At 74.8% G+C, this 18194-nt stretch carries 17 protein-coding genes and 2 pseudogenes; 7 read left to right on the top strand and 12 right to left on the bottom strand.

Annotation, left to right across the window (positions count from 1 at the left end):
- Positions 1-232: 232 nt before the first annotated feature.
- The 4 genes from AB0F77_RS30795 to AB0F77_RS30780 all read right to left on the bottom strand — a co-directional run bounded on the left by AB0F77_RS30795 (position 233) and on the right by AB0F77_RS30780 (position 4240).
- Positions 233-1606, bottom strand: a complete 1374-nt coding sequence (locus AB0F77_RS30795) for a hypothetical protein (protein WP_361954998.1) — start codon at positions 1604-1606, stop codon at positions 233-235.
- A gap of 231 nt (positions 1607-1837) precedes the next feature.
- On the bottom strand, positions 1838-2404 hold the full coding sequence (locus AB0F77_RS30790; protein WP_361954972.1) for a flavin reductase family protein: 567 nt from the start codon (positions 2402-2404) through the stop codon (positions 1838-1840).
- Positions 2405-2807: 403 nt separating this feature from the next.
- The gene (locus AB0F77_RS30785; RefSeq protein WP_361954971.1) at positions 2808-3740 is read right to left on the bottom strand and encodes a DsbA family protein; all 933 of its coding nucleotides are present in this window, start codon (positions 3738-3740) and stop codon (positions 2808-2810) included.
- A complete protein-coding gene (locus AB0F77_RS30780; RefSeq protein ID WP_361954970.1) occupies positions 3737-4240 on the bottom strand; it encodes an Rrf2 family transcriptional regulator in 504 nt (167 codons plus the stop codon). The genes AB0F77_RS30785 and AB0F77_RS30780 overlap by 4 nt, the downstream gene beginning before the upstream one ends.
- A gap of 256 nt (positions 4241-4496) precedes the next feature.
- Here AB0F77_RS30780 and AB0F77_RS30775 point away from each other — a divergent pair, with 256 nt between their 5' ends.
- From AB0F77_RS30775 to AB0F77_RS30745, 7 genes and pseudogenes are all read left to right on the top strand, one after another.
- Complete coding sequence (locus tag AB0F77_RS30775) at positions 4497-5039, top strand: cupin domain-containing protein (protein ID WP_361954969.1); 543 nt, start codon at positions 4497-4499, stop codon at positions 5037-5039.
- 572 nt (positions 5040-5611) lie between these two features.
- Positions 5612-6640 carry an ABC transporter permease gene (locus AB0F77_RS30770; protein ID WP_361954968.1) on the top strand — a complete coding sequence of 343 codons (1029 nt, stop codon included), beginning with the start codon at positions 5612-5614 and terminating at the stop codon, positions 6638-6640.
- Positions 6641-6643: 3 nt separating this feature from the next.
- Positions 6644-7534, top strand: a complete 891-nt coding sequence (locus AB0F77_RS30765; RefSeq protein ID WP_361954967.1) for an ABC transporter permease — start codon at positions 6644-6646, stop codon at positions 7532-7534.
- Entirely contained in the window at positions 7531-8397 is an 867-nt protein-coding gene (locus tag AB0F77_RS30760; protein ID WP_361954966.1) for an ABC transporter ATP-binding protein, read from the top strand. The genes AB0F77_RS30765 and AB0F77_RS30760 overlap by 4 nt, the downstream gene beginning before the upstream one ends.
- Positions 8394-9227 carry an ABC transporter ATP-binding protein gene (locus tag AB0F77_RS30755; protein WP_361954965.1) on the top strand — a complete coding sequence of 278 codons (834 nt, stop codon included), beginning with the start codon at positions 8394-8396 and terminating at the stop codon, positions 9225-9227. The genes AB0F77_RS30760 and AB0F77_RS30755 overlap by 4 nt, the downstream gene beginning before the upstream one ends.
- Positions 9228-9244: 17 nt before the next feature.
- Positions 9245-9571, top strand: a pseudogene (locus AB0F77_RS30750) (LLM class flavin-dependent oxidoreductase); the annotation flags it as partial.
- 99 nt (positions 9572-9670) lie between these two features.
- Positions 9671-10081, top strand: a pseudogene (locus tag AB0F77_RS30745) (alpha/beta hydrolase); the annotation flags it as partial.
- 25 nt (positions 10082-10106) lie between these two features.
- Here the strand turns inward: AB0F77_RS30745 and AB0F77_RS30740 are convergent.
- From AB0F77_RS30740 to AB0F77_RS30705, 8 genes are all read right to left on the bottom strand, one after another.
- On the bottom strand, positions 10107-11303 hold the full coding sequence (locus AB0F77_RS30740; protein ID WP_361954964.1) for an MFS transporter: 1197 nt from the start codon (positions 11301-11303) through the stop codon (positions 10107-10109).
- Between the two features lie 226 nt (positions 11304-11529).
- On the bottom strand, positions 11530-12603 hold the full coding sequence (locus AB0F77_RS30735) for an MSMEG_0565 family glycosyltransferase (protein ID WP_361954963.1): 1074 nt from the start codon (positions 12601-12603) through the stop codon (positions 11530-11532).
- A complete protein-coding gene (locus AB0F77_RS30730) occupies positions 12600-13436 on the bottom strand; it encodes a carbon-nitrogen hydrolase family protein (RefSeq protein ID WP_361954962.1) in 837 nt (278 codons plus the stop codon). The genes AB0F77_RS30735 and AB0F77_RS30730 overlap by 4 nt, the downstream gene beginning before the upstream one ends.
- Positions 13433-14284, bottom strand: coding sequence for a carbon-nitrogen hydrolase family protein (locus AB0F77_RS30725; RefSeq protein WP_361954961.1), 852 nt, complete (start codon positions 14282-14284; stop codon positions 13433-13435). The genes AB0F77_RS30730 and AB0F77_RS30725 overlap by 4 nt, the downstream gene beginning before the upstream one ends.
- Positions 14281-15750: an MSMEG_0567/sll0787 family protein gene (locus tag AB0F77_RS30720; protein ID WP_361954960.1), complete on the bottom strand. Its 1470-nt coding sequence runs from the start codon at positions 15748-15750 to the stop codon at positions 14281-14283. The genes AB0F77_RS30725 and AB0F77_RS30720 overlap by 4 nt, the downstream gene beginning before the upstream one ends.
- The gene (locus AB0F77_RS30715; protein WP_361954959.1) at positions 15720-16805 is read right to left on the bottom strand and encodes an MSMEG_0568 family radical SAM protein; all 1086 of its coding nucleotides are present in this window, start codon (positions 16803-16805) and stop codon (positions 15720-15722) included. Before AB0F77_RS30715 ends, AB0F77_RS30720 begins: the two co-directional genes overlap by 31 nt.
- 10 nt (positions 16806-16815) lie before the next feature.
- The gene (locus AB0F77_RS30710) at positions 16816-17337 is read right to left on the bottom strand and encodes an MSMEG_0572/Sll0783 family nitrogen starvation response protein (RefSeq protein ID WP_361954958.1); all 522 of its coding nucleotides are present in this window, start codon (positions 17335-17337) and stop codon (positions 16816-16818) included.
- Between the two features lie 38 nt (positions 17338-17375).
- The gene (locus AB0F77_RS30705) at positions 17376-18191 is read right to left on the bottom strand and encodes an amidohydrolase family protein (RefSeq protein ID WP_361954957.1); all 816 of its coding nucleotides are present in this window, start codon (positions 18189-18191) and stop codon (positions 17376-17378) included.
- Positions 18192-18194: the final 3 nt, after the last annotated feature.

Raw genomic sequence — 18194 nt, 5'->3', positions numbered from 1 at the left:
CCCGGTCGGCCCGGCGAGGGGGTGCTGCGCCGTGCGCGCTGCACCCGGAGGAGGTGCGTCGGCCTTTCCGGGCGTCGTGTGGACCGAGGGTGTCGACCATGCTGCGGCCATGCCCGTGATCACCCGGATCGTGCCCGGTGCGGCGGGACGCCGGGGCCCGACCCGGTCCGGCACCCGGGAACGTGGTGCGGCCCCGCCCGGAGGCGGAGCCGCGGCGGTGTTCACGGTGTTGTCACGGGGCTATGCCGACACCCGGGACACGGCTCCAGGCCTTCTCCTGCGCCGAGCTCATCGCCGGCCAGTCGCGCCCGCCCGGCCGGGCGAGGACGCGCGAGGCGTACGGCGCGGGGTGGAAGTCCGGCTCGTAGAAGCAGCCGGTGCCGTAGACGCGGTCGAACGACGCGCACGACGAGGCGAGGGCCGCCGGGGTCGGCTTCCTGCCGGTGCGCACCCAACGGTCCAGCGCCGAGATCGAGTTGGCGTACTCCGAGTTGCTGAGCTGGCTGTGCTCGTGCTCGTCGGTGAACGTCTGCACCAGGTACCGGTCGCGGTGGGCGCCCTGGAGCGTGGCCCGGTACGCCGCCTCGTGCTCCACGAACGCCGTCGGGTCGTCGATGGCGTGCATGGTCAGGATCGGGATGTCGACCTTGCCGGTCAGATCGCTGTCGTACGACAGGTCCCGCACGGCGGCCGGATCGGCGGAGAAGCGCTCGACGCCGGCGTTCAGGGCCTTGTCGTCGTGCGAGCCGGAGTACCACACGCCCTTGTTGGAGAACGGGTTGCGGCCGCCCAGGCGCGTGGACACGATGTCGCGGAACGTGAAGGTGGCGAAGCGCAGGTGGGACTCCAGCGTGCGCTCCGGGATCTTCGTGACGGCGAGGATGTCGTCCAGGTTGCGCTGCTGGAGCGCGGTGCGGTCCGCGGGCGCCGAGGAGTAGCCGGTGCACTCCTGGAGCCGGGCGCGCAGTCCGGTGGTCGTCATCGTGGAGTCGGGACGCAGTCCCTCCCACAGCGGGTACTGCGGCTCCGTGGGCCGGGGGTGGTTCTGGCAGTAGTACTGGTAGACCACGCGCAGGTCCACCCGGTAGTCGTAGCCGCGCGAACCGCCGCCCAGGACACCGCTGGTGAGCAGTGCGCCGTCGTACGGCCCGTTCTTCCTGCCGTACATCTCGACGGCCTTGGCGGCGACGTCCCCGCCCCACGACTGGCCGTGGATGTACGTCCGCTTCGGGGTGCCGAACTCGCGGACGAACAGGCGCCGTACGTTCTCGGTGTCGATGGCGCCCATCCGGGTGCCGTAGCCGCCGCGGCGGTACGACGAGCCCGCCCAGGCGTAGCCCTCGTCGACCATGACGGCCCAGCGGTTCAGGTCGTCCAGGCTGCGGGCGGGGTCGGAACCGTCGCCCAGGTCGGGGCCGCCGTGCGCGTGCACGACGAGGGAGCCGTTCCAGTTCTTCGGGACGGCGATCGCGTAGTAGGCGCCGTTCGCGTCCTGACCGGTGTAGCAGGTGGCCTTATCGGCGACGTCGGCCGGGCAGGCCGCCGCCGCGGGGCGGTCCGCACCCGTGGCGGCGGGCGCCGCCCCGGTGAGCGCCGTGACGGCCATGCCCGCCGCGCCGGCGGCGGCCAGGGCCGCGCGCAGTCTCCCGCGCAGTCCTCTGCGTGTCTGCGGTGCTGGGTTTCGCCTGATCAAGGTCTGCTCCTAGCCTTCGGCGACGCGTCGTCGCGCCGCGCGCAGTGATGCTAGGAACGAGCAGGGCGGGGGGCCATGCCTTGATCGGTTGTGTTCATAGTGTTCGCCCGTGGCACCTTTGTCCGGTCTCCGGTCGGTCGGGTCTCAGGCGAGGGGGAGCGCGGCGGCGAACGCGCCGTCGTGGTGGACCAGCGGCGGGGTCTCGCGCTCCACCGTGCCGCCGTCGACCTCGCCGACGACGAACACGTGGTCGCCGAGCGTCTGGCGGTGGGTGACACGGGCCGTCAGCCAGGCGCTCACCCCGTCGAGTCGGGGCAGCCCGCCGGGTTCGGCGTGCCAGGGCACCTCCGCGAACCGGTCGATGCCGCTCGTCGCGAACCGGGCCGCGACGGCGGTGTCCCGGTCGCCGAGCAGATGGACGGCGAACCGGTCGGCGCGCTCCACGGCGGGCGCGGCCGACGCGGTGAGCCCGACGCAGAAGGAGACCAGCGCCGGGCGCAGGGACACCGAGGTGAAGGAGGTCGCCGTGAAGCCGGCCGGTCCCGGCACGGTGATGACGGTGACGCCCGCGGCGTGCCGGCGCAGGGTGCTGCGGAGGATCTCGGCGGTGGCGGTGGCGGTGGAGGTGGCGGTGGAGGGGATCGGGGCCGGGGAGGGGGAGGGGATCGGGGCGGGGACGGGGGTGAGGCGGGGGCTGGTGGAGGCGGGCACGCGGCTTCCCTTCGGGCGGGAGCGAACTCCCCGGACGGGCGGGGGAGTTCGGGGCAGGTGGGATCGGGGCCGGGTGGGGAGCGACGGCGGTACGGGAGCGCTGCCGAGCACCGGACACCGGTGTCCGGGAGGTGCGCGGAGGGTCGCCGTCGGGAAGAAGCACCGGGGGTGGCGTGGTCGGCGGGCGCGGTCGGCCGGCCGGCGGCGTCAGGGCCTCGCGGTCAGCGACACAGGGCGCTGGAGGTGCGCCGGTAGTCGACGTAGCGGCAGAGCACACCGGGGTGCAGCGAATGCATGGTCCACATCCTTGGCCGCCCCGACCGCCCTGTCAATGGACACCTGTTGGTGTCTCATGGGCCGAGACCAGGTCGTCGCCCCGGGGCGGCTCGCCGGCCGGCCGGGATCACACCCGCGTCCTCGCCTCCGGATGCGGTGCGTCCAGCGCCGGATGGACGGCGGCCTCGTCCGGGTGCAGCCACAGCGCCCCGTAGGCCGTGGGGAGTTCGACCGCGCCCGGCGGCGGAGTGCGCGAGCCGGTGAGGAGTTCGAGCTCCGGACCGGTGAGGCTGCGCCAACGCTCCAGCGCCGTACGGGAGTCGAGCGGTCCGGCCACCGGCAGCGCCTCGCCCGCCGCGGACCGGGCCGCCGCCAGGTACGCCGGTGCGTCGCGCCAGCCCGGTACGCAGAACCGGCCGCCCGGACCGTCGAGGAGCAGCGTCGGCAGCGCGTACCGCCGTACCCCGCCGTCGAGTTCCTTGGCCCGCCCCGGATGCGGCCCGGGGGCGTCGAGCGTCCGCACCTCACGGCCGGGCCGGCGGGTCTCGGCGTGGTCGGCCGCCACGGCCTCGCGCGTCGCGGGCCGGGCGGCGTCCGCGAGCAGCGCCCCGACGTCCAGCCCCGGCACCCCGCGCACCGCCCAGGCCACCCCGGCGGCCGAGTCCGCCGGCGTACCGGTGACGAACGTGCTCTCCCGCAGCCGCCGCAGCACCCGTTCGGCCTGCTCGGGGCCCTGGCGTTCGGCGGCCTTGGCGGCGAGGGACGCGGGCCAGCTCGTCCGGGTCAGCCACTGGAGCCGTACCGGCGCGGGCGCGTGCGTGTGGGCGGTGACCTCGCGGACGAACCCCTCGTACCAGCGTGCCTCGGCGCCGGGATCGGGGGCGGGGTCGTCGTCCTCGTCGAAGAGGATGCCGTACACCCGGCGCCAGCGCAGCCGTCGGCCGAGCACCGTGCGCAGCAGCCGTAGGACCGGCTCGGAGCCCCAGGCCCAGGGGCACGCGGGGTCGGTGAACTCCGTGACGGAGACGGTGATTCCTCCGCCGGGAGGTGCCGCGCTCACCGGCCGGCCGCCGCCGTCGCCCGGTCGGCCGCCGGTGGTGTGCGGTCGGCCGCCGCCGGTGTCCGGGCGTTCTCCGGTGGTGTGCGGTGGTCCGGGCCCCGGCCGCGTGCGGCGAGGCCGGCGATCGTGGTGCGCTGGAGGAGGGTCAGCGCGACGGCCTCCACGTCCTGCCACACACCGGGCACCCCGCGCCCCGCGCCCGGGTAGTCCAGGTCGCAGGGCGACTCGCCGCGCACGGTGAAGAACGATCCGTCGACCGCGGTCATCACGTCCGCCACCGTGATGCCGGCGGCGTCCCGTCCGATCCAGTAGCCGCCCTCGCAGCCGCGCTGACTGCGCACCAGACCCGCCGCCCGCAGATCGCGGAAGACGGACTTCAGGAACCGGAACGGGATCTCCTGCGCCGCCGCGATGCCCTCGCAGGTGAGGGGGCGCTCGCTGTCCGCGGCGAGCTCGACCAGCGCCCGCACCGCGTAGTCGGCCTTCGCCGAGATGTGCATGTGCACCGTCTTCCGTGTCGTCGGTGGCCTGCCGCGCCCGCGGACCGCGTCCCGGCCCCGCCTCTGGCGCCACGGCATTGGACACATCTTGACATCCATTTGCCGGGCTCTCTACCGTCGCCGCAGGATCTCGCGCGGACCTGCGATCCGCCGATCCGCGACGCGCGGACACGTCGACGCGCGGACGGCGCACCGGGGCCGACGCCCCGGCCCGTCCCGCCGCGGAGGGCCGCACACCCGGAGGAGCACGACCGCCATGACCTCGCAGCAGGACACGCCCCCCGTCGGCACCGAGGAGTGCGGGACGGCCGGGCACGACGCCTTCCACCCCGACCTCACCGAACCCGCGGGGCCCGTCGCGCCGTTGCGGGCCCGGCTGCACCACGTCCGCGCCGGCTCCGTCGACGGCGGCACCGCCCAGAGCGAGGGCATGCGGCGCTTCGCCGCGATCAGCGGCGCCACCGTGGGATCGGAGCGGATCTGGATGGGCCAGACCCATGTCTCGCCCCGCACGGCGTCCTTCGACCACCACCACGGCGCCTCCGAGACCGCCATCCACGTGATCGGCGGCAACCCGGAGTTCGTGTTCCTCGACGACTCCTCCGGCACGCCCGAGGAGGTGCGCATCCGCACCGCGCCCGGCGACTACGTCTTCGTGCCGCCGTTCGTCCCGCACCGCGAGGAGAACCCCAGCCCCGACACCGAGGCGGTCGTCGTCATCGCCCGCAGCACACAGGAGGCGATCGTCGTCAACCTGCCCGGACTGTACGTCCTGGAGCAGGAGCGGTCGGCGGACTGAGCCACCGGACACCCTCCCCGACGTACGGCGAAGGCCCCGCTGCACGGCGCGCGGGGCCTTCGCCGTTGCCGTCGCGGCTGGCCCGCGGGTCCACCGAATGAGACATCAATTGGTGTCCATTGACAGAGGGTCGCGGCTGCCCCCAGGATGTGCACCATGCTCACGACGCACCCCGCAGTGGTGTGCCGCTACGTGGACCTGCGGCGCACCTCCAGCGCTCTCTGTCGCTGACCGCCGTCCGCACCCACGGGCACGGCCCCGCCGCCTCCCGGTCCCACGCCTGACCCCAGGGTGCCCACCCCCGCGCGTTCCGTTCTCCGCGTTCCCCGTGCACCGTTCTCCGCGCCGCGCGCCGTCGCGGCCTCGTCCGTGCCACCGCGTGGCCGCCGACACTCCCCTCCCGGGCACCGCCGCCCGGCCCGTGCCCCGCCGTCCCCGCACTCCGGCCGCCCCCACGGGCAGGTGCCGGCATCCGCGCACGGTCGCACTGGCGTCACCATCGGCGCCAACCGACCACCTGCACACCTGCACCCCTGCACACGGCACTTCACCCACAGAGAGGGGGAACCCCCATGACCACGACCGCCGTTCCGGCCGTGCCGGCCCGCAGTCGAGGGCCGGCCGCCGCCCGCGCACGCCACGCGCTCGGCCGCATCACGGCCGTGCTGGCCCGCTCGGTCGCGATCTTCGTACCGGTGTTCCTGGTCGCGACGTTCGTGACGTTCGCGCTGCGCTCGCTCAGCGGACTCAGCCCGGCCCGCATCCAGCTCGGGGAGGAGGCGACACCCGAGGCGGTCCACCGCGTCGAGGCGCAATGGGGGCTCGACCGGCCCTTCCTGACCCAGTACGCCGACTGGTTCACCGGCATCCTGCACGGGCGGCTGGGCACCAGCTGGGTCAACGGCGCCGACATCAGCACCCTCATCGGGCTCGGCCTCGGCGTCAGCCTCTCCGTCGCGATCCTCGCCCTGACCATCGGCGTGCTGGCCGGCTTCGGGCTCGGCACGCTCGCCGCGCTGCGCCGCACCACCTGGATCGACCGCGCGATCACCGGATTCGTCACCGTGATCTCGGTGATGCCCGCCTTCGTCGTCGGCATCGTCCTCGTCGCCGTCCTCGCCGTCGGACTGCGCCTCTTCCCCTCCGCCGGATACGTCCCGCCGGAGCAGGGCCTCGGCCCCTGGCTCGCGCACATCACCCTGCCCGCGCTCGCGCTCAGCTTCGACGTCGTCGCCGACGTCGCCCGCCAGCTCCGTACCAGCCTGGTCGCCGCCTACCGAGAGAACTACGTGACCGGGGCCGTGGTCAGGGGACTCGGACCCCGCCGGATCTTCTTCGGGCACGTCCTGCGCAACGGCATCGGACCCGCCCTCGCCACCCTCGGCCTCAAGTTCCCCTCGCTCGTGGGCGCCTCCGTCGTCACCGAGTGGATCTTCGGGCTCCAGGGCTTCGGACGGTTCGCCAACGACTCCGCGCAGGCCGGCGACGTACCCGCCGTCCAGGGTGTGCTCGTCGTGTCCATCGTCCTCGTCGTCGCCTTCAACCTGGTCGTCAACCTCGTGCTGGCCCGTGTGACGCCGGCCGCCCGGCGGGGGGTGTGAACCGTGCTGCGCCGTGTCCTCTCCCTGACCGGCGGGCGGATCGCCGTCGGCATCCTCGCCGCGATCGCCCTGCTCGCCGTCCTCGGCCCGCTGCTCGCCCCGCACGACCCCCTCGCCACCGGCGACGACACCCTCGCCGCCGCCTCCGGCGCACACTGGCTGGGCACCGACCACCTCGGCCGTGACGTGCTCAGCCGCCTCCTCGACGGCTCCCGCGTCAGCGTCCTCGGCTCCCTGGAGGTCGCCCTCACGGCCCTCGTCGTCGGCACGGTCCCCGGCATCCTGTCCGTGTACCTCGGCCGGACCTTCGAATGGATCACCCTGCGCCTGGCCGACACCCTCGTCGCCCTGCCGTTCCTGCTGTTCGCCGTCGCCGTCGTCGCCCTGCTCGGCAACGGCATCACCCAGGCCATGCTGGTCACCGGCGCCCTCGTCTCCCCGCTCTTCTACCGGGTCTCCCGCGCCGCGACCCTCGCCGTCGCCCGCTCCCCGTACGTCGAGGCGGCGCTCGTCGCGGGCGCCTCCGTCGGCTGGATCGTCCGCCGGCACGTCTGGGTCAAGGTGCTCCCACCCGTCGCCGTCGCCCTCGCCCAGACCGTCGGCACCGGCTTCGTCATCGTCTCCAGCCTCACCTTCCTCGGCATCGGCGTACAGCCCCCCGCACCCACCTGGGGCGGACTGCTCGCCTCCGACCTCGGCTACCTCGGCCAACGGCCGTGGGCGCCACTGGCCCCCGCCCTGCTGATCATGGTGACCGTCTGGGCCTGCAACCTGCTCGCCGACGCGATCCGCGACGTCTCCGGCGAGGCGGGCCGCGCACTCGTCAACTCCCGCAGGGCACGCGCCCGCCGCCCCGACCCGACCGACCCCGTCGCCGCCGGAGGTGCGCGATGACCACCGTCTCCCCGGACACCGCCCCCGCCCCCACGGCCCCCACGGACGGCGAGCCCGTGCTCGCCCTGCGCGACGTGCGGATCACCGACCGCGCCACCGGCCGCGAGATCGTCCACGGCGTCACCTTCGCGCTCACCCCCGGCCGGGTCGTCGGCGTCGTCGGCGAGTCCGGCAGCGGCAAGACCCTCACCTGCCGGGCCGCGCTCGGCATCCTGCCCCCGCACTTCGAGGTGTCCGCGGGCACCGTCGAGATCGCCGGCACCGACATCGCCACGCTCACCCCCGCACAGTGGACCGCCCTGCGCGGCACCACCGTCGCCGCCGTCTTCCAGGACCCGGCGTCCTACCTCAACCCCTCCGTCCGCGTCGGCCCCCAGATCGCCGAGGTCGTCCGCGTCAAGAAGGGACTGAAACGCCGCGAGGCCCGCCACCGCGCCCTCGAACTCCTCGACGCCGTCCGGCTGCGCGAGCCCGCGCTCGTCTACGGGCAGTACCCCCACGAACTCTCCGGCGGCATGCTCCAGCGCGTCCTGATCGCCGCAGCCGTCGCCGCCGACCCACGGGTCCTCATCGCCGACGAGGCCACCACCGCACTCGACGTCACCGTGCAGGCCGAGATCCTCGACCTCCTCGCCGACCTGCGGGAACGCACCGGACTCGCGCTGGTCGTCGTCTCCCACGACCTCGCCGTCGTCGCCCAGCTGTGCGACGAGGTCCTGGTCATGCGGCAGGGCGAGGTCGTCGAACAGGGCCCCACCCGGGCGGTCCTGCACGACCCGCGCCACGCGTACACCCGGCTCCTCGTCGCCGAGCACGAACAGTACGGCCTGGAGAAGTACCTGACGTCCCAGGAGACACCATGACCAGCACACCCCCGGTCCTGGAGGTCGACGGCCTCGACGTGCACTACGGCCCCCGCCGTCGGCGCCGCCGCGCCCTGCACGGTGTCGGCCTCACGGTCGCGCCCGGCGAGACCGTCGGCCTCATCGGCGAGACCGGCTCCGGCAAGTCCACCTTCGCCCGCGCCGTCCTCGGCCTGGTCCCCGTCTCGGCCGGCACCGTCCGCGTCGCCGGCGAGGACGTGCACGGCCACGGCCGCAGGCAGTGGCGGGACCTGCGCCGGCGCGGTGTCGTCCAGTACGTCTTCCAGGACCCGCTGCGCAGCCTCGACCCCGATCTGACCGTCGCCGACTCCCTCGCCGAACCGCTGCTCGTCCAGGGCGTCCCGCGCGCCGAGGCCACCGCCCGCGCCCGCGCCTTCCTCGACCGCGTCCGGCTCACCGAGGACCTGCTCGACCGGCTCCCCGGCGAACTCTCCGGCGGCCAGCGCCAGCGTGTCGCCGTCGCCCGCGCCCTGGTCACCGAACCCCGCCTGGTCCTCCTGGACGAGCCGGTCAGCGCCCTGGACGCCGCCAACCGCGTCCACGTCCTCGACATCCTCAAGGAGCTGCGCGCCTCCGGCGTCGCCCTCGTCCTCATCTCCCACGACCTCGGCTCCGTCGCCGGCACCGCCGACCGCATCGCCGTGCTGCACCGCGGCGAACTCGTCGAGACCGGCACCGCGGCCGACGTCGTCCGGCGCCCCCGGCACCCCTACACCCGACTGCTCGTCGGCTCCGCGCCCACCCTGCGCGCGGCACCCGCCGCCGACCGGGCCGAACGCGAGGCCCTGCGCGCCCTGCTGAACGCCTGAGCCCACCCCGGAGAGGCGCCGCGAGGATCGTCGAGCGGGCCCGGGAGCAGAACCTGACCCTCCGTCAGGTCGCCGAGTCCGTCGGCGAGTTCCGCCGCTCGCCGTTCGTGGGGGCGCCCGGGACCGTCGCGGACACCATCGAGCGGTGGTTCGACGCGGGCACCTTCGACGGCATCAACCTGGCCTTCCGCACCGACGACGACCTCGACCTGTTCGTCGACGGGGTCGTGCCGATCCTCCAGAAGCGCGGGCTGTTCCGGACGGAGTACCGGGCCGACACCCTGCGCGGCAATCTCGGCCTGCCGGTCCCGGAGAACCGCCACGTCCGCGCTGCGCTCCGCTGAGGCCGTGGCATTGTCGTCCGCCGTCTTCGTCTCACCGGCGCCGTCGAGGGGGAGGCGTCGCCCGTCGTGCTCGTGGGTGCCGACAGCGGGGCCACCGCCCTCGCGGGGCTTCCGGGCCGTACGGCCGCCACGGCGACCTGGGACGACGAACTCGACGTCCGCACCCGCTGCCCCGTGCACCGCGGCACCCTCACCGACGACCCCCGGGTCGGGCGCGGCGGCCTCGGCACCCCCGTCCCCGAGGCCCTGACGGAGGCGGCGCGCACCGCCGTGTCGGACCTGCCGGCGCTGTTCCTGGTCGGGGACGCCGATCCGCTCGCGGACCGCGACGCCCTCGCCCGCACCGCCACGTCCTGGCCGCGCGCCCGGCTCTCGGTGGTGCGGGGCGCCCACCACGACGTCGTCGACGACCTCCAGCACCGCTCGGTCGCCGCCGAGACCGTCGCCTTCCTGGAGACGCTCCGCGAGGACCTGGTGCCGGTGATCGCCGTGGAGTCCAGCGCCTGGTGAGCCCGCCCGGCGACCGGAGGACCGGTCAGTGTCTGCGGGCGAGGGTCGCCACGGCCCCGAGGAGGACGAGGACCACACCCGTGAACCAGGTCAGCGCGCCCGCCGTGCCCGTGAACCGGGTGGCCACGCCGAGGCCGACGGGCAGCAGGGCCAGGCCCAGGTAGGAGATCAGGAACAGACCCGCCAGGGCCTCGCCGCGCCGGGCCGGCGCGGCCGCCGCGGCCACCGCGGCGACGGCGGACTTGAACAGCACGCCCGCACCGGCCCCGGCCACGACCCCCGCCACCAGGAACACCGGCAGGCTCGCCGTGTGCACGCCCACCGCCAGGACGAGCACCCCGGCGGCCTGCGCGGCCAGTCCCGTCGTCCGGCGGGCCCGGTCGGACAGCCGGTCCGACAGCGTCTGGGCGACGGCCGCCGCGGCGAACACCGCGAACACGATCAGCCCGGCCAGGGCACGCGACGGATGGTGCAGGGTGTCGCCGACGAAACCCGGGACCAGGGAGCTGAACAGCCCGAACACGGCCAGCGAGGCGAATCCGGCCGCCGCCGCGGCCACGTACCCGGCGCGGTCGCCGTGGTCGGCGCTCACCCGCTGCGGCCGGTACGCCGGCCGGACCTCGGGCCGGCGCACCGTCTCCGGCGTCAGCGCGACCGCAGCGATCCCGAGGACCAGCAGGGCGCCGACCACGGCGTACGGCAGCCGCAGCGGGGCGCCGAGGTACTGGGCGAGCAGCCCCGCCACCAGCGGGCCCACGCCCAGACCGCCGATGTTGGCGGCCGTCGAGACGATCTCGAACCGCTGTGCCGGGCCGCCCGGCCGCTCGGCCGTGTGCAGGTCGTGCAGATACGCGGTCGCCGTCGCCGTGAGCATGCCGACGCCCAGGCCGGTCACCAGCCGCGCCACGATCAGTCCGGGCAGCGACGGCGTGGCCAGGAACAGGCCGGCCGCGACGACCTCCAGGAACAGCGCCGCGCCCAGCACCCTCTTGCGGCCCACCCAGTCCGAGACGTGCCCCGCGAGCACCAGGCTGACCAGCACGCCCACGGCGTACACCGCGAACACGACCGTCACCGTGAACGTGGAGAACCCGTCGTGGGCCTGGTACAGCGGGTACAGCGGCGTCGGCACGGTGGAGAACGCCATGGCGGTGACGAACACCGCCGCGATGGTCCAGAACCCGGTGGCGGCGGCGTCGCGTGCGATCGGGGAACTGGACATGAGGGGCACTCCGCATCCCGGTGGGGGCTCGGACGCTGCGGCCTCTTCGCCGCACACGAACGTCAACACCGCGCCGCCCGCCCCGCTTCCCCGCCCCGCTTCCCCGTCCCGCTTCCCCTCCCCGATGAGCGGGAGGGGCACCGCGGACCGGGGAAACCGGTGTGAACCGACTTCACAGGGCGATGGCGCGGACCGGCCATGGCACGGGATCGTCTGTGAACCCGGTTCACAGGGAGCGGTAGAACTCCAGGTGTGCACGCGCCGCCGACTCCCAGGTGTGCCCGGCCGCGAGGGAACGGCCCGCCGCCCGCCGCACCGGATCGTCCGCGCCGATCGCCGCCGCCAGCTCCTCGGCCAGGCCCTCCGGCGTGGACGCGAAGCGGGCCGCCGGGCCGAACACCTCGCGCAGCACCGGCAGGTCCCGCACGACCAGCGGCACACCCGCCGCCAGCGCCTCCATCGCCGCGAGCCCGAACCCCTCCTTCAGCGACGGGAACGCGAACACCGAGGCCCCCGCCACCAGCGCCGGCAGCACGTCGTCCGCCACCGCGCCCAGCACCACCGGCTCCACCCCCAGCTCCACCGCCCGCGCCTCCCACCGCGCCCGGTAGTCGCGGTAGTCGAACAGCGTCTCCCCGCCCGCGACCACCAGCCGCACCCCGGGCCGCGCCGCCCGCAGCGGCGCGAACGCCTCCAGCAGGTCGAGCGACCCCTTCCGCGGCTCGATCCCGCCGACCGTGAGGACGTAACGGCCCAGCCGCGCACGCCACTCGGCGGCCCCGGCCGGATCGGCGCCGGCGAACCGGTCGTAAGCCACCCCGTTGGGGATCACCCGCGCCTCCAGCCCCCAGCCCGCGCGGAGTTCGTCCGCCACCGACCGCGAGACACAGACGTGCGCGTACGGCTCGACGATCGCCCGCTCGTGGCAGGCGGCGAGTTCGGGCGTCGTGAAGCGGTCGAGGTGGTGCACCGTGCGCACGCAGCGGCCCACCGCGTTGGCACTGATGCAGTCCTGCGCGTGGACGACGTCGTACGGCGCCGGGTCGAAGGCCGCGCGCAGGGTCTCGATCGAGCGCAGCACCCGCTCGCCCACCGTCTCCCGCTCCGGACCGTCGGGAAAGGGCACGATCCGCAGCCGTACCGCGGGATCGACCGGGCGGTGGAAGCCCGTGTCGCCGCCCCGGCCGAGCGTCCACACCGTGACGTCCTCGCCGAGCGCCGCGAGCGCCTCGGCCAGCGCGAGGGTGTGGACGACCCCGCCGCGCGGCTTGGTGGAGTAGCTGAGCAGGGCGATCTTCATGCGAGGGTCTCCCGGTAGGCGGCGGGCCGGCGCTCGTCCAGATGGCGCAGGACCCGGCGGGCGCGGTCCAGTTCGGCGGCGACGTCGACCTCGGCGACGGCGAGCCCGGCCTTGGACCAGGTGCGGGCGAGCACGTCACCGCCCGGCCCGACCACCTTCGCCTGGCCGAGGAAGCGCATGCCGCCCATCGCGCCGGTCTGGTTGGAGGAGGCCAGCACGACCTGGTTCTCGGCGGCGCGCGCCTGGTCGTACAGGTCGAACAGCCGGGCCTGCCGGTCCTGCGCCATGCGCGGGGCGCGGTTGGTGATGCTGGTCGGCCACGCGGACAGACAGGCCAGGATCTCCGCGCCGTCCAGGGCGAGCGAACGCGCCGACTCGGGAAAGGTCTTGTCGTAGTCGATGAGCATGCCGAGCCGCCCGACCGGGGTGTCGAAGGCGTCGAAGCGGTCGCCCGGCGCGTACGCGGCGACCTCCCCGGCCGGCAGGTGCACCTTGCGGTGCCTGCCGAGGACCCCGTCGCCGCTGACGCAGACGGCCGCGTTGTAGCGGTCGGTGCCGCCGTCCTCGCAGTAGCCGACGCACACCACCATCTCGGCGGCCAGCCGGGCGACCCGGAGGATCACCGGGTCGTCGGGCTTGAGCGCCGGGGGCAGCGCCTCGGGGTCGGGGCGGCGCAGGTCGGCGAGGTAGCCGCCGAGCGCCGCGTCGGGCAGGACCAGCAGGCCGGCGCCCGCCGCGCGGGCGTCGTCGACGAGTTTGGCGATCCTCGCCAGGTCGAATTCCAGGTCGCGGCCGAAGTGGGCGGCCGCGGCCGCGATCCTGACGGTGGTCATGCGGTGAGTGCTCCTGCGAACGTGTAGGTGTCGGGGCGCCGGTCGCGCAGGTGCCCCATGGACCGGCGGGCGGTCTCCAGGGCCTCGGCGACGTCGAGTTCGGCGACGGCGAGGCCGGCCGTCACCCCGGTGTCGGCGAGCACGTCGCCGCCCGGGTCGACGACCTTGGCGCTGCCGACGAAGCGTAGCGACCCGAACGAACCGGCCTGGTTGGCCGACAGCCACACGATCTGGTTCTCCAGCGCCCGCGCCCGGTCGAACAGGTCGAACCGGCGCTTCCAGCGGTCCTCCGCCAAGTCCGCGGCGGCGTTGGTGCGGGACCCCGGCCACGCGGACACGCACACCCCGATCTCGGCGCCGTCCAGGGCCAGGGCCCGCGCCGACTCCGGGAACGCCTTGTCGTAGCAGATCATCATGCCGAGCCGCCCGACCGGGGTGTCGAAGGCGCGGAAGCGGTCCCCGGAGGAGTAACTGGCGTCCTCGCTCAGCGGCTGGTGCACCTTGCGGTGGTTGCCGAGGACCCCGTCCCCGGTGACGCACACGACGCTGTTGAACCGGCGCCCGTCACCGGCGGCCTCGCAGTAGCCGGCCACGACCGTCAACTCCCCGGCGAGCGCCGCCAGCCGGCGTATCTCCGGGCCGTCCACGGACAGCGCGGGCGGGCCCGCGTCGAGCGCGCCGGGGTCGTCCAGGCTCAGCAGGTAGCCGCCGAGGCACGCCTCCGGCAGCGCCAGCAGCCGTACGCCCCCGGCCCGGGCCTCCTCGATCAGCCGCTCGGCGATCGCGAAGTCCTCCTCCAGGTCGCGGCCGAACCCGGCGGCCGCGGCCGCCATGCGCAGGGTGGTCATGCGGTCCCCATTCCGGTCACGGTGGCGGTGACCGCCTCGGTGATGTCTCCGTCGGGCCAGCGCAGCCCGACGCCTTCTCCTGTGGTGAGTTCGCCGCACACGGCGCCCGTGGCCGGTCCGGCGGGCAGCGGCGGCGCGTCGGGGACGTCGGCGGTGAGCATCGCGAACCCCGGGAAGCACGTCAGCCAGTCGCCCATCGCCGCTCCCGCCGGGCGCGGTACGGCGGCCATGTCCAGCAGGGCGCGGCAGCCGCTCGCCTCGGCGAGCATGCCGAGGGTGCCGACCGTCCCGGCCATGGACACGTCCTTGGCGGCGGCGGGCCGCCCGGCGGCCACCGCGCCCGTCATCGCCCGCAGTTCGTCCGTACGGCGGCCGCTGGTCGAGTCCCACTGACGGCCCCCGTACCCGGGGCGCCAGCCGCCGCCGAGGTCCGCCGTGAGCCGCACCCGGTGCCCGGGACGGCCGCCGCCGCCCGGCACCGGACGGCCGGCGCGGCCGAGGGCGGTCACCGACAGGGCGGCGGGGACACCGAGTTGGGTGTGCCCGCCGAGCACCGGCACCCCGTACGCGCGGGCCGCGCGCCCCAGTCCGGCGAGGACCCGGGAGGCGTGCGCCGCGTCCCTGGCACCCACCGCGTCCAGCAGGCCGAGCGGCGAAGCGCCCATCGCGGCCAGGTCGTTGACGTTGACCAGGACCGAGCACCAGCCCGCCCACTCGGGGTCGCGCTCCACCATCGACGGCACGATCGCGTCGCACGCGGCGATCAGGTCGGAGTCCGGGACGGGCGCCCCGTCGTCCCCGACGAAACCGGCGCCGCCCGGCGCGAGCGCCGAAAGCAGCGGTCCCAGCGCGGACTTGGCGGCCGCGGCATGGGCGGCGAGCCGGCCGATCGGCCAGCGCATCAGCACGTGCGGTGCGCCCGCCACCGTGGTAGCGCGCACCGGACGCCAGCCGAGCCGCCGGAACAGGACCTCGTTGCGGGCCTGCACGGTCGCGTCGAAGCGGAGAGCGCCCTCGGCCTCCGCCCGCGCGCAGGCCGCCCGGACCAGGGCCGCGCCGACGCCCTGCACCCCGCGGGCGCCCGGCGCGACGACCAGGCGCCCGCCCTGCCACCAGCCGATGTCGGGCCCGTCGGACACCGGGCCGAGCCGCACGCCCCCGATCACCGTGCCGTCCGGGGCGAGCGCGACCAGCACGACCGTGCGCGGATCGAGGTCCCGGTCGTCGGCGTCGTCGTGGGCGAACAGCCGCTGCTCGTCCACGAACGTCTCCCGGCGCAGCCGGCGGTAGGCAGTCGACTCCCGCCCGCCGTCGGCCTGTTCGACGCGGAAGGCGGGCCTGCGGGCCAGGGTGCTGCGGTCGCCCAGCAGGGCCAGCACGTCGAACGGCTCGTCCCGCACCCGGGCCGGCGCGTCCCCGTCGAGGAACACGCCGCTCACCCGCCGGCCGCGGGCAGCACGCTGCACGCCCCGCACGCCGCGCATCCGGCCCGCTGGTCCGCGCCGCGCATCCCGGCGGCGCGCAGCCTGCGCGCGACCCCCTCGGTGACGTACCGCAGCAGCGCGGCGTCCGGGGCCGGGACCCCGTCGCGGGCGGCGAGCGTGCCGCCCATCGGGCGGAAGGGCACCACGAACGGGTAGACGCCCCGCTCGATCAACCCGCCCGCGCCCTCGATGAGTTCGTCGGGGTCCTCGCCGAGCCCGACGAGCAGGTACGTGGAGACGCGGTTGGCGCCGAAGACCCGCACCGCCTCGTCCCACGCGGCCCGGTACTCGCTCAGCGGGACCGTGGACTTGCCGGGCATCCAGCGCCGCCGCACCTCCTCGTCGAGGGACTCGACGTGGATGCCGACGGCGGTGGCGCCCGCGTCGTGCAGGGCGCGGAGCCAGGACAGGTCGCCGGGCGGCTCGCACTGCACCTGGACCGGCAGACCGGGCACGGCCCGCCGCACGGCGCGCACGCACCGCACGAGATGGCGGGCGCCCCGGTCGGGGCCCGTGGTGGTGCCCGTGGTCATCACCATCTGCCGCACCCCGTCGAGCCGTACGGCCGCCTCGGCGACCTCGGCGAGCTGCTCCGGGGTCTTCGCGGCGACCGTGGCGCCGGCGCGCAGGGACTCCTCGATGGTGCAGAAGCGGCAGCGGTCGGCCTCGGCGTAGCGGACACAGGTCTGGACGACGGTGGTGGCGAGGACGTCGGCGCCGTGCAGCCGGGCGATGTGCTCGTAGGGGGTGCCGTCGGCGGTGGTCAGGTCGTAGAACCGGGGCCGGTCCACGGTCCGCAGGGTGAGGCCGGTGTCCTCGTCGCCGAGCCAGACCCGGCCGTCGCGGACGTGATAGGGGCTGTCGGGGTTGCGGGGGAGCGCGGCACCGGCCCCGTCGACGAGGACATGGCCGTCGTCGCTGGGTCCCGCGCCGTCCGGCCTGCACACAGGGGCGTCCAACGCCACCCCGCGCAGGGCGAGTTCGGCACGCGTCGTGATCCGCACATCCACCGCCGCAGAGCCGGTGCGCACGCTCATTCCGGCCTCCTCACAGCTGGTACGTGGAGTTGATGACGGCGCCCTTGCGCGCGTAGTGGATCAGCGCGTCCTGGACGTCGAGGGGGTGGGTGGGGATGACGCCCTCGATGAGGTCCTCCTCGCGGGCGCCGTGCAGGGAGAGGCCGAACCGGCAGCAGTAGACCTTGCCGCCCTCGGCGATGAACGTCTTCAGCTGGTTGTTGATGTTGTGCTCGCCGGGGAAGGCGGAGTTGCCGGTGGTCGGGAAGCCGCGCGTGGCCAGGCAGTTGAGGGAGCCGGGGCCGTAGAAGTAGATCGCGGTCTCGAAGCCCTTGCGCAGCGCGCGGGTCGCCTGGAGGACGGCGACGAAGGACACCGACGACTCGTGGGCGATGCCGTGGACGAGGGTGAAGTAGGTCTCGCCGTCCTCGGCCTGGTAGTCGGGGAAGACCTTCGTGGAGCCGTAGATGCTGGAGCCCTCGGGCAGCGAGGGGTGGGGGATCTCGGCGAGCGACTTCTGCTCGACCTCGGTCAGCTCGACGGTGTCGGCCATGGCTGTCTCCTTGCAGAGGGGGAAGGGCGGTTGCGTGGTCAGTCGTAGAGCGCGGCGAACGTGTCGCGGAAGACGAGTTCGCCCAGTTCGCCGCCCCCGGTCGCGGCGGCCATCCGGGCGTACTCGCCCGTGAAGTCGCCCCACGGCTGGTCGCTGGCGAAGAGCACCCGGTCGTGTCCGATGCCGCGGTGCTCGATCTCCCGGGCCAGCCAGTACGGTGCGAAGCCGATGGCCCAGGAGAGGTCGGTGTAGACGCGCTTGCCGGCCTCGATCCAGTCGAAGAACCGGGAGCCGACGAGCTTGATGTGCCCGCTCATCCCGCCCCCGAAGTGGACGAGGTGCACGGCGGTGTCGTCGGCGTACCGGTCGACCAGGAGGCCGACCTCGTCGATGTCGGAGGCCGCGCCGGGCGAGGTGTGCACATGGACGACGAGTCCGAGGCGGGCCGCCTCGCCGAAGATCCGGTCGAGCAGCGGCCGGCACGCCGGGTCCGTGGGGCGCCCGCCGAGCAGGAAGCTCAGCTTCAGCGCCCGGACGCCGTCCTCGTGGGCCAGGGCCAGCGCGCGTTCGGTGCGGTGCTCGTCCTCGGGGCGCGGGGAGACCCACAGCCCGGCCCGGATGCGGTCGTCGCTCTGGGCGGCCTCCAGCGCCAGGTCGTTGAGGCCGAAGGCGACGTCGGGGTCGGGGACGCCGTAGTTCGGGATGACCAGGGCGCGTTCGGTGCCCTCGGCGTCGAGGTCGGCGATCAGCTGTTTGACGGTGGCGCGGGCCGTGGTGTCGGGGTGGACGGGGGGTCCGCCGTAGAAGGGGAAGGCGGGCAGGACACCGATGTGGCGGTGTGCGTCGAAGACCATGGG

It is taken from the genome of Streptomyces sp. NPDC026672 (assembly GCF_040638185.1).
GTDB lineage: Bacteria > Actinomycetota > Actinomycetes > Streptomycetales > Streptomycetaceae > Streptomyces.
The sequence above is the reverse complement of the archived record's forward strand: the minus strand, read 5'-3'. Positions and strand labels throughout refer to the sequence as shown.

Excerpts from the sequence above, each read along its gene's own strand:
- AB0F77_RS30755 (WP_361954965.1), top strand. The coding sequence starts at position 8,394 with ATGACCAGCACACCCCCGGTCCTGGAGGTCGACGGCCTCGACGTGCAC.
- AB0F77_RS30705 (WP_361954957.1), bottom strand. The coding sequence starts at position 18,191 with ATGGTCTTCGACGCACACCGCCACATCGGTGTCCTGCCCGCCTTCCCC.
- AB0F77_RS30710 (WP_361954958.1), bottom strand. The coding sequence starts at position 17,337 with ATGGCCGACACCGTCGAGCTGACCGAGGTCGAGCAGAAGTCGCTCGCC.
- AB0F77_RS30715 (WP_361954959.1), bottom strand. The coding sequence starts at position 16,805 with ATGAGCGTGCGCACCGGCTCTGCGGCGGTGGATGTGCGGATCACGACG.
- AB0F77_RS30735 (WP_361954963.1), bottom strand. The coding sequence starts at position 12,603 with ATGAAGATCGCCCTGCTCAGCTACTCCACCAAGCCGCGCGGCGGGGTC.
- AB0F77_RS30725 (WP_361954961.1), bottom strand. The coding sequence starts at position 14,284 with ATGACCACCCTGCGCATGGCGGCCGCGGCCGCCGGGTTCGGCCGCGAC.
- AB0F77_RS30780 (WP_361954970.1), bottom strand. The coding sequence starts at position 4,240 with ATGCACATCTCGGCGAAGGCCGACTACGCGGTGCGGGCGCTGGTCGAG.
- AB0F77_RS30760 (WP_361954966.1), top strand. The coding sequence starts at position 7,531 with ATGACCACCGTCTCCCCGGACACCGCCCCCGCCCCCACGGCCCCCACG.
- AB0F77_RS30795 (WP_361954998.1), bottom strand. The coding sequence starts at position 1,606 with ATGGCCGTCACGGCGCTCACCGGGGCGGCGCCCGCCGCCACGGGTGCG.
- AB0F77_RS30770 (WP_361954968.1), top strand. The coding sequence starts at position 5,612 with ATGACCACGACCGCCGTTCCGGCCGTGCCGGCCCGCAGTCGAGGGCCG.
- AB0F77_RS30730 (WP_361954962.1), bottom strand. The coding sequence starts at position 13,436 with ATGACCACCGTCAGGATCGCGGCCGCGGCCGCCCACTTCGGCCGCGAC.
- AB0F77_RS30740 (WP_361954964.1), bottom strand. The coding sequence starts at position 11,303 with ATGTCCAGTTCCCCGATCGCACGCGACGCCGCCGCCACCGGGTTCTGG.
- AB0F77_RS30775 (WP_361954969.1), top strand. The coding sequence starts at position 4,497 with ATGACCTCGCAGCAGGACACGCCCCCCGTCGGCACCGAGGAGTGCGGG.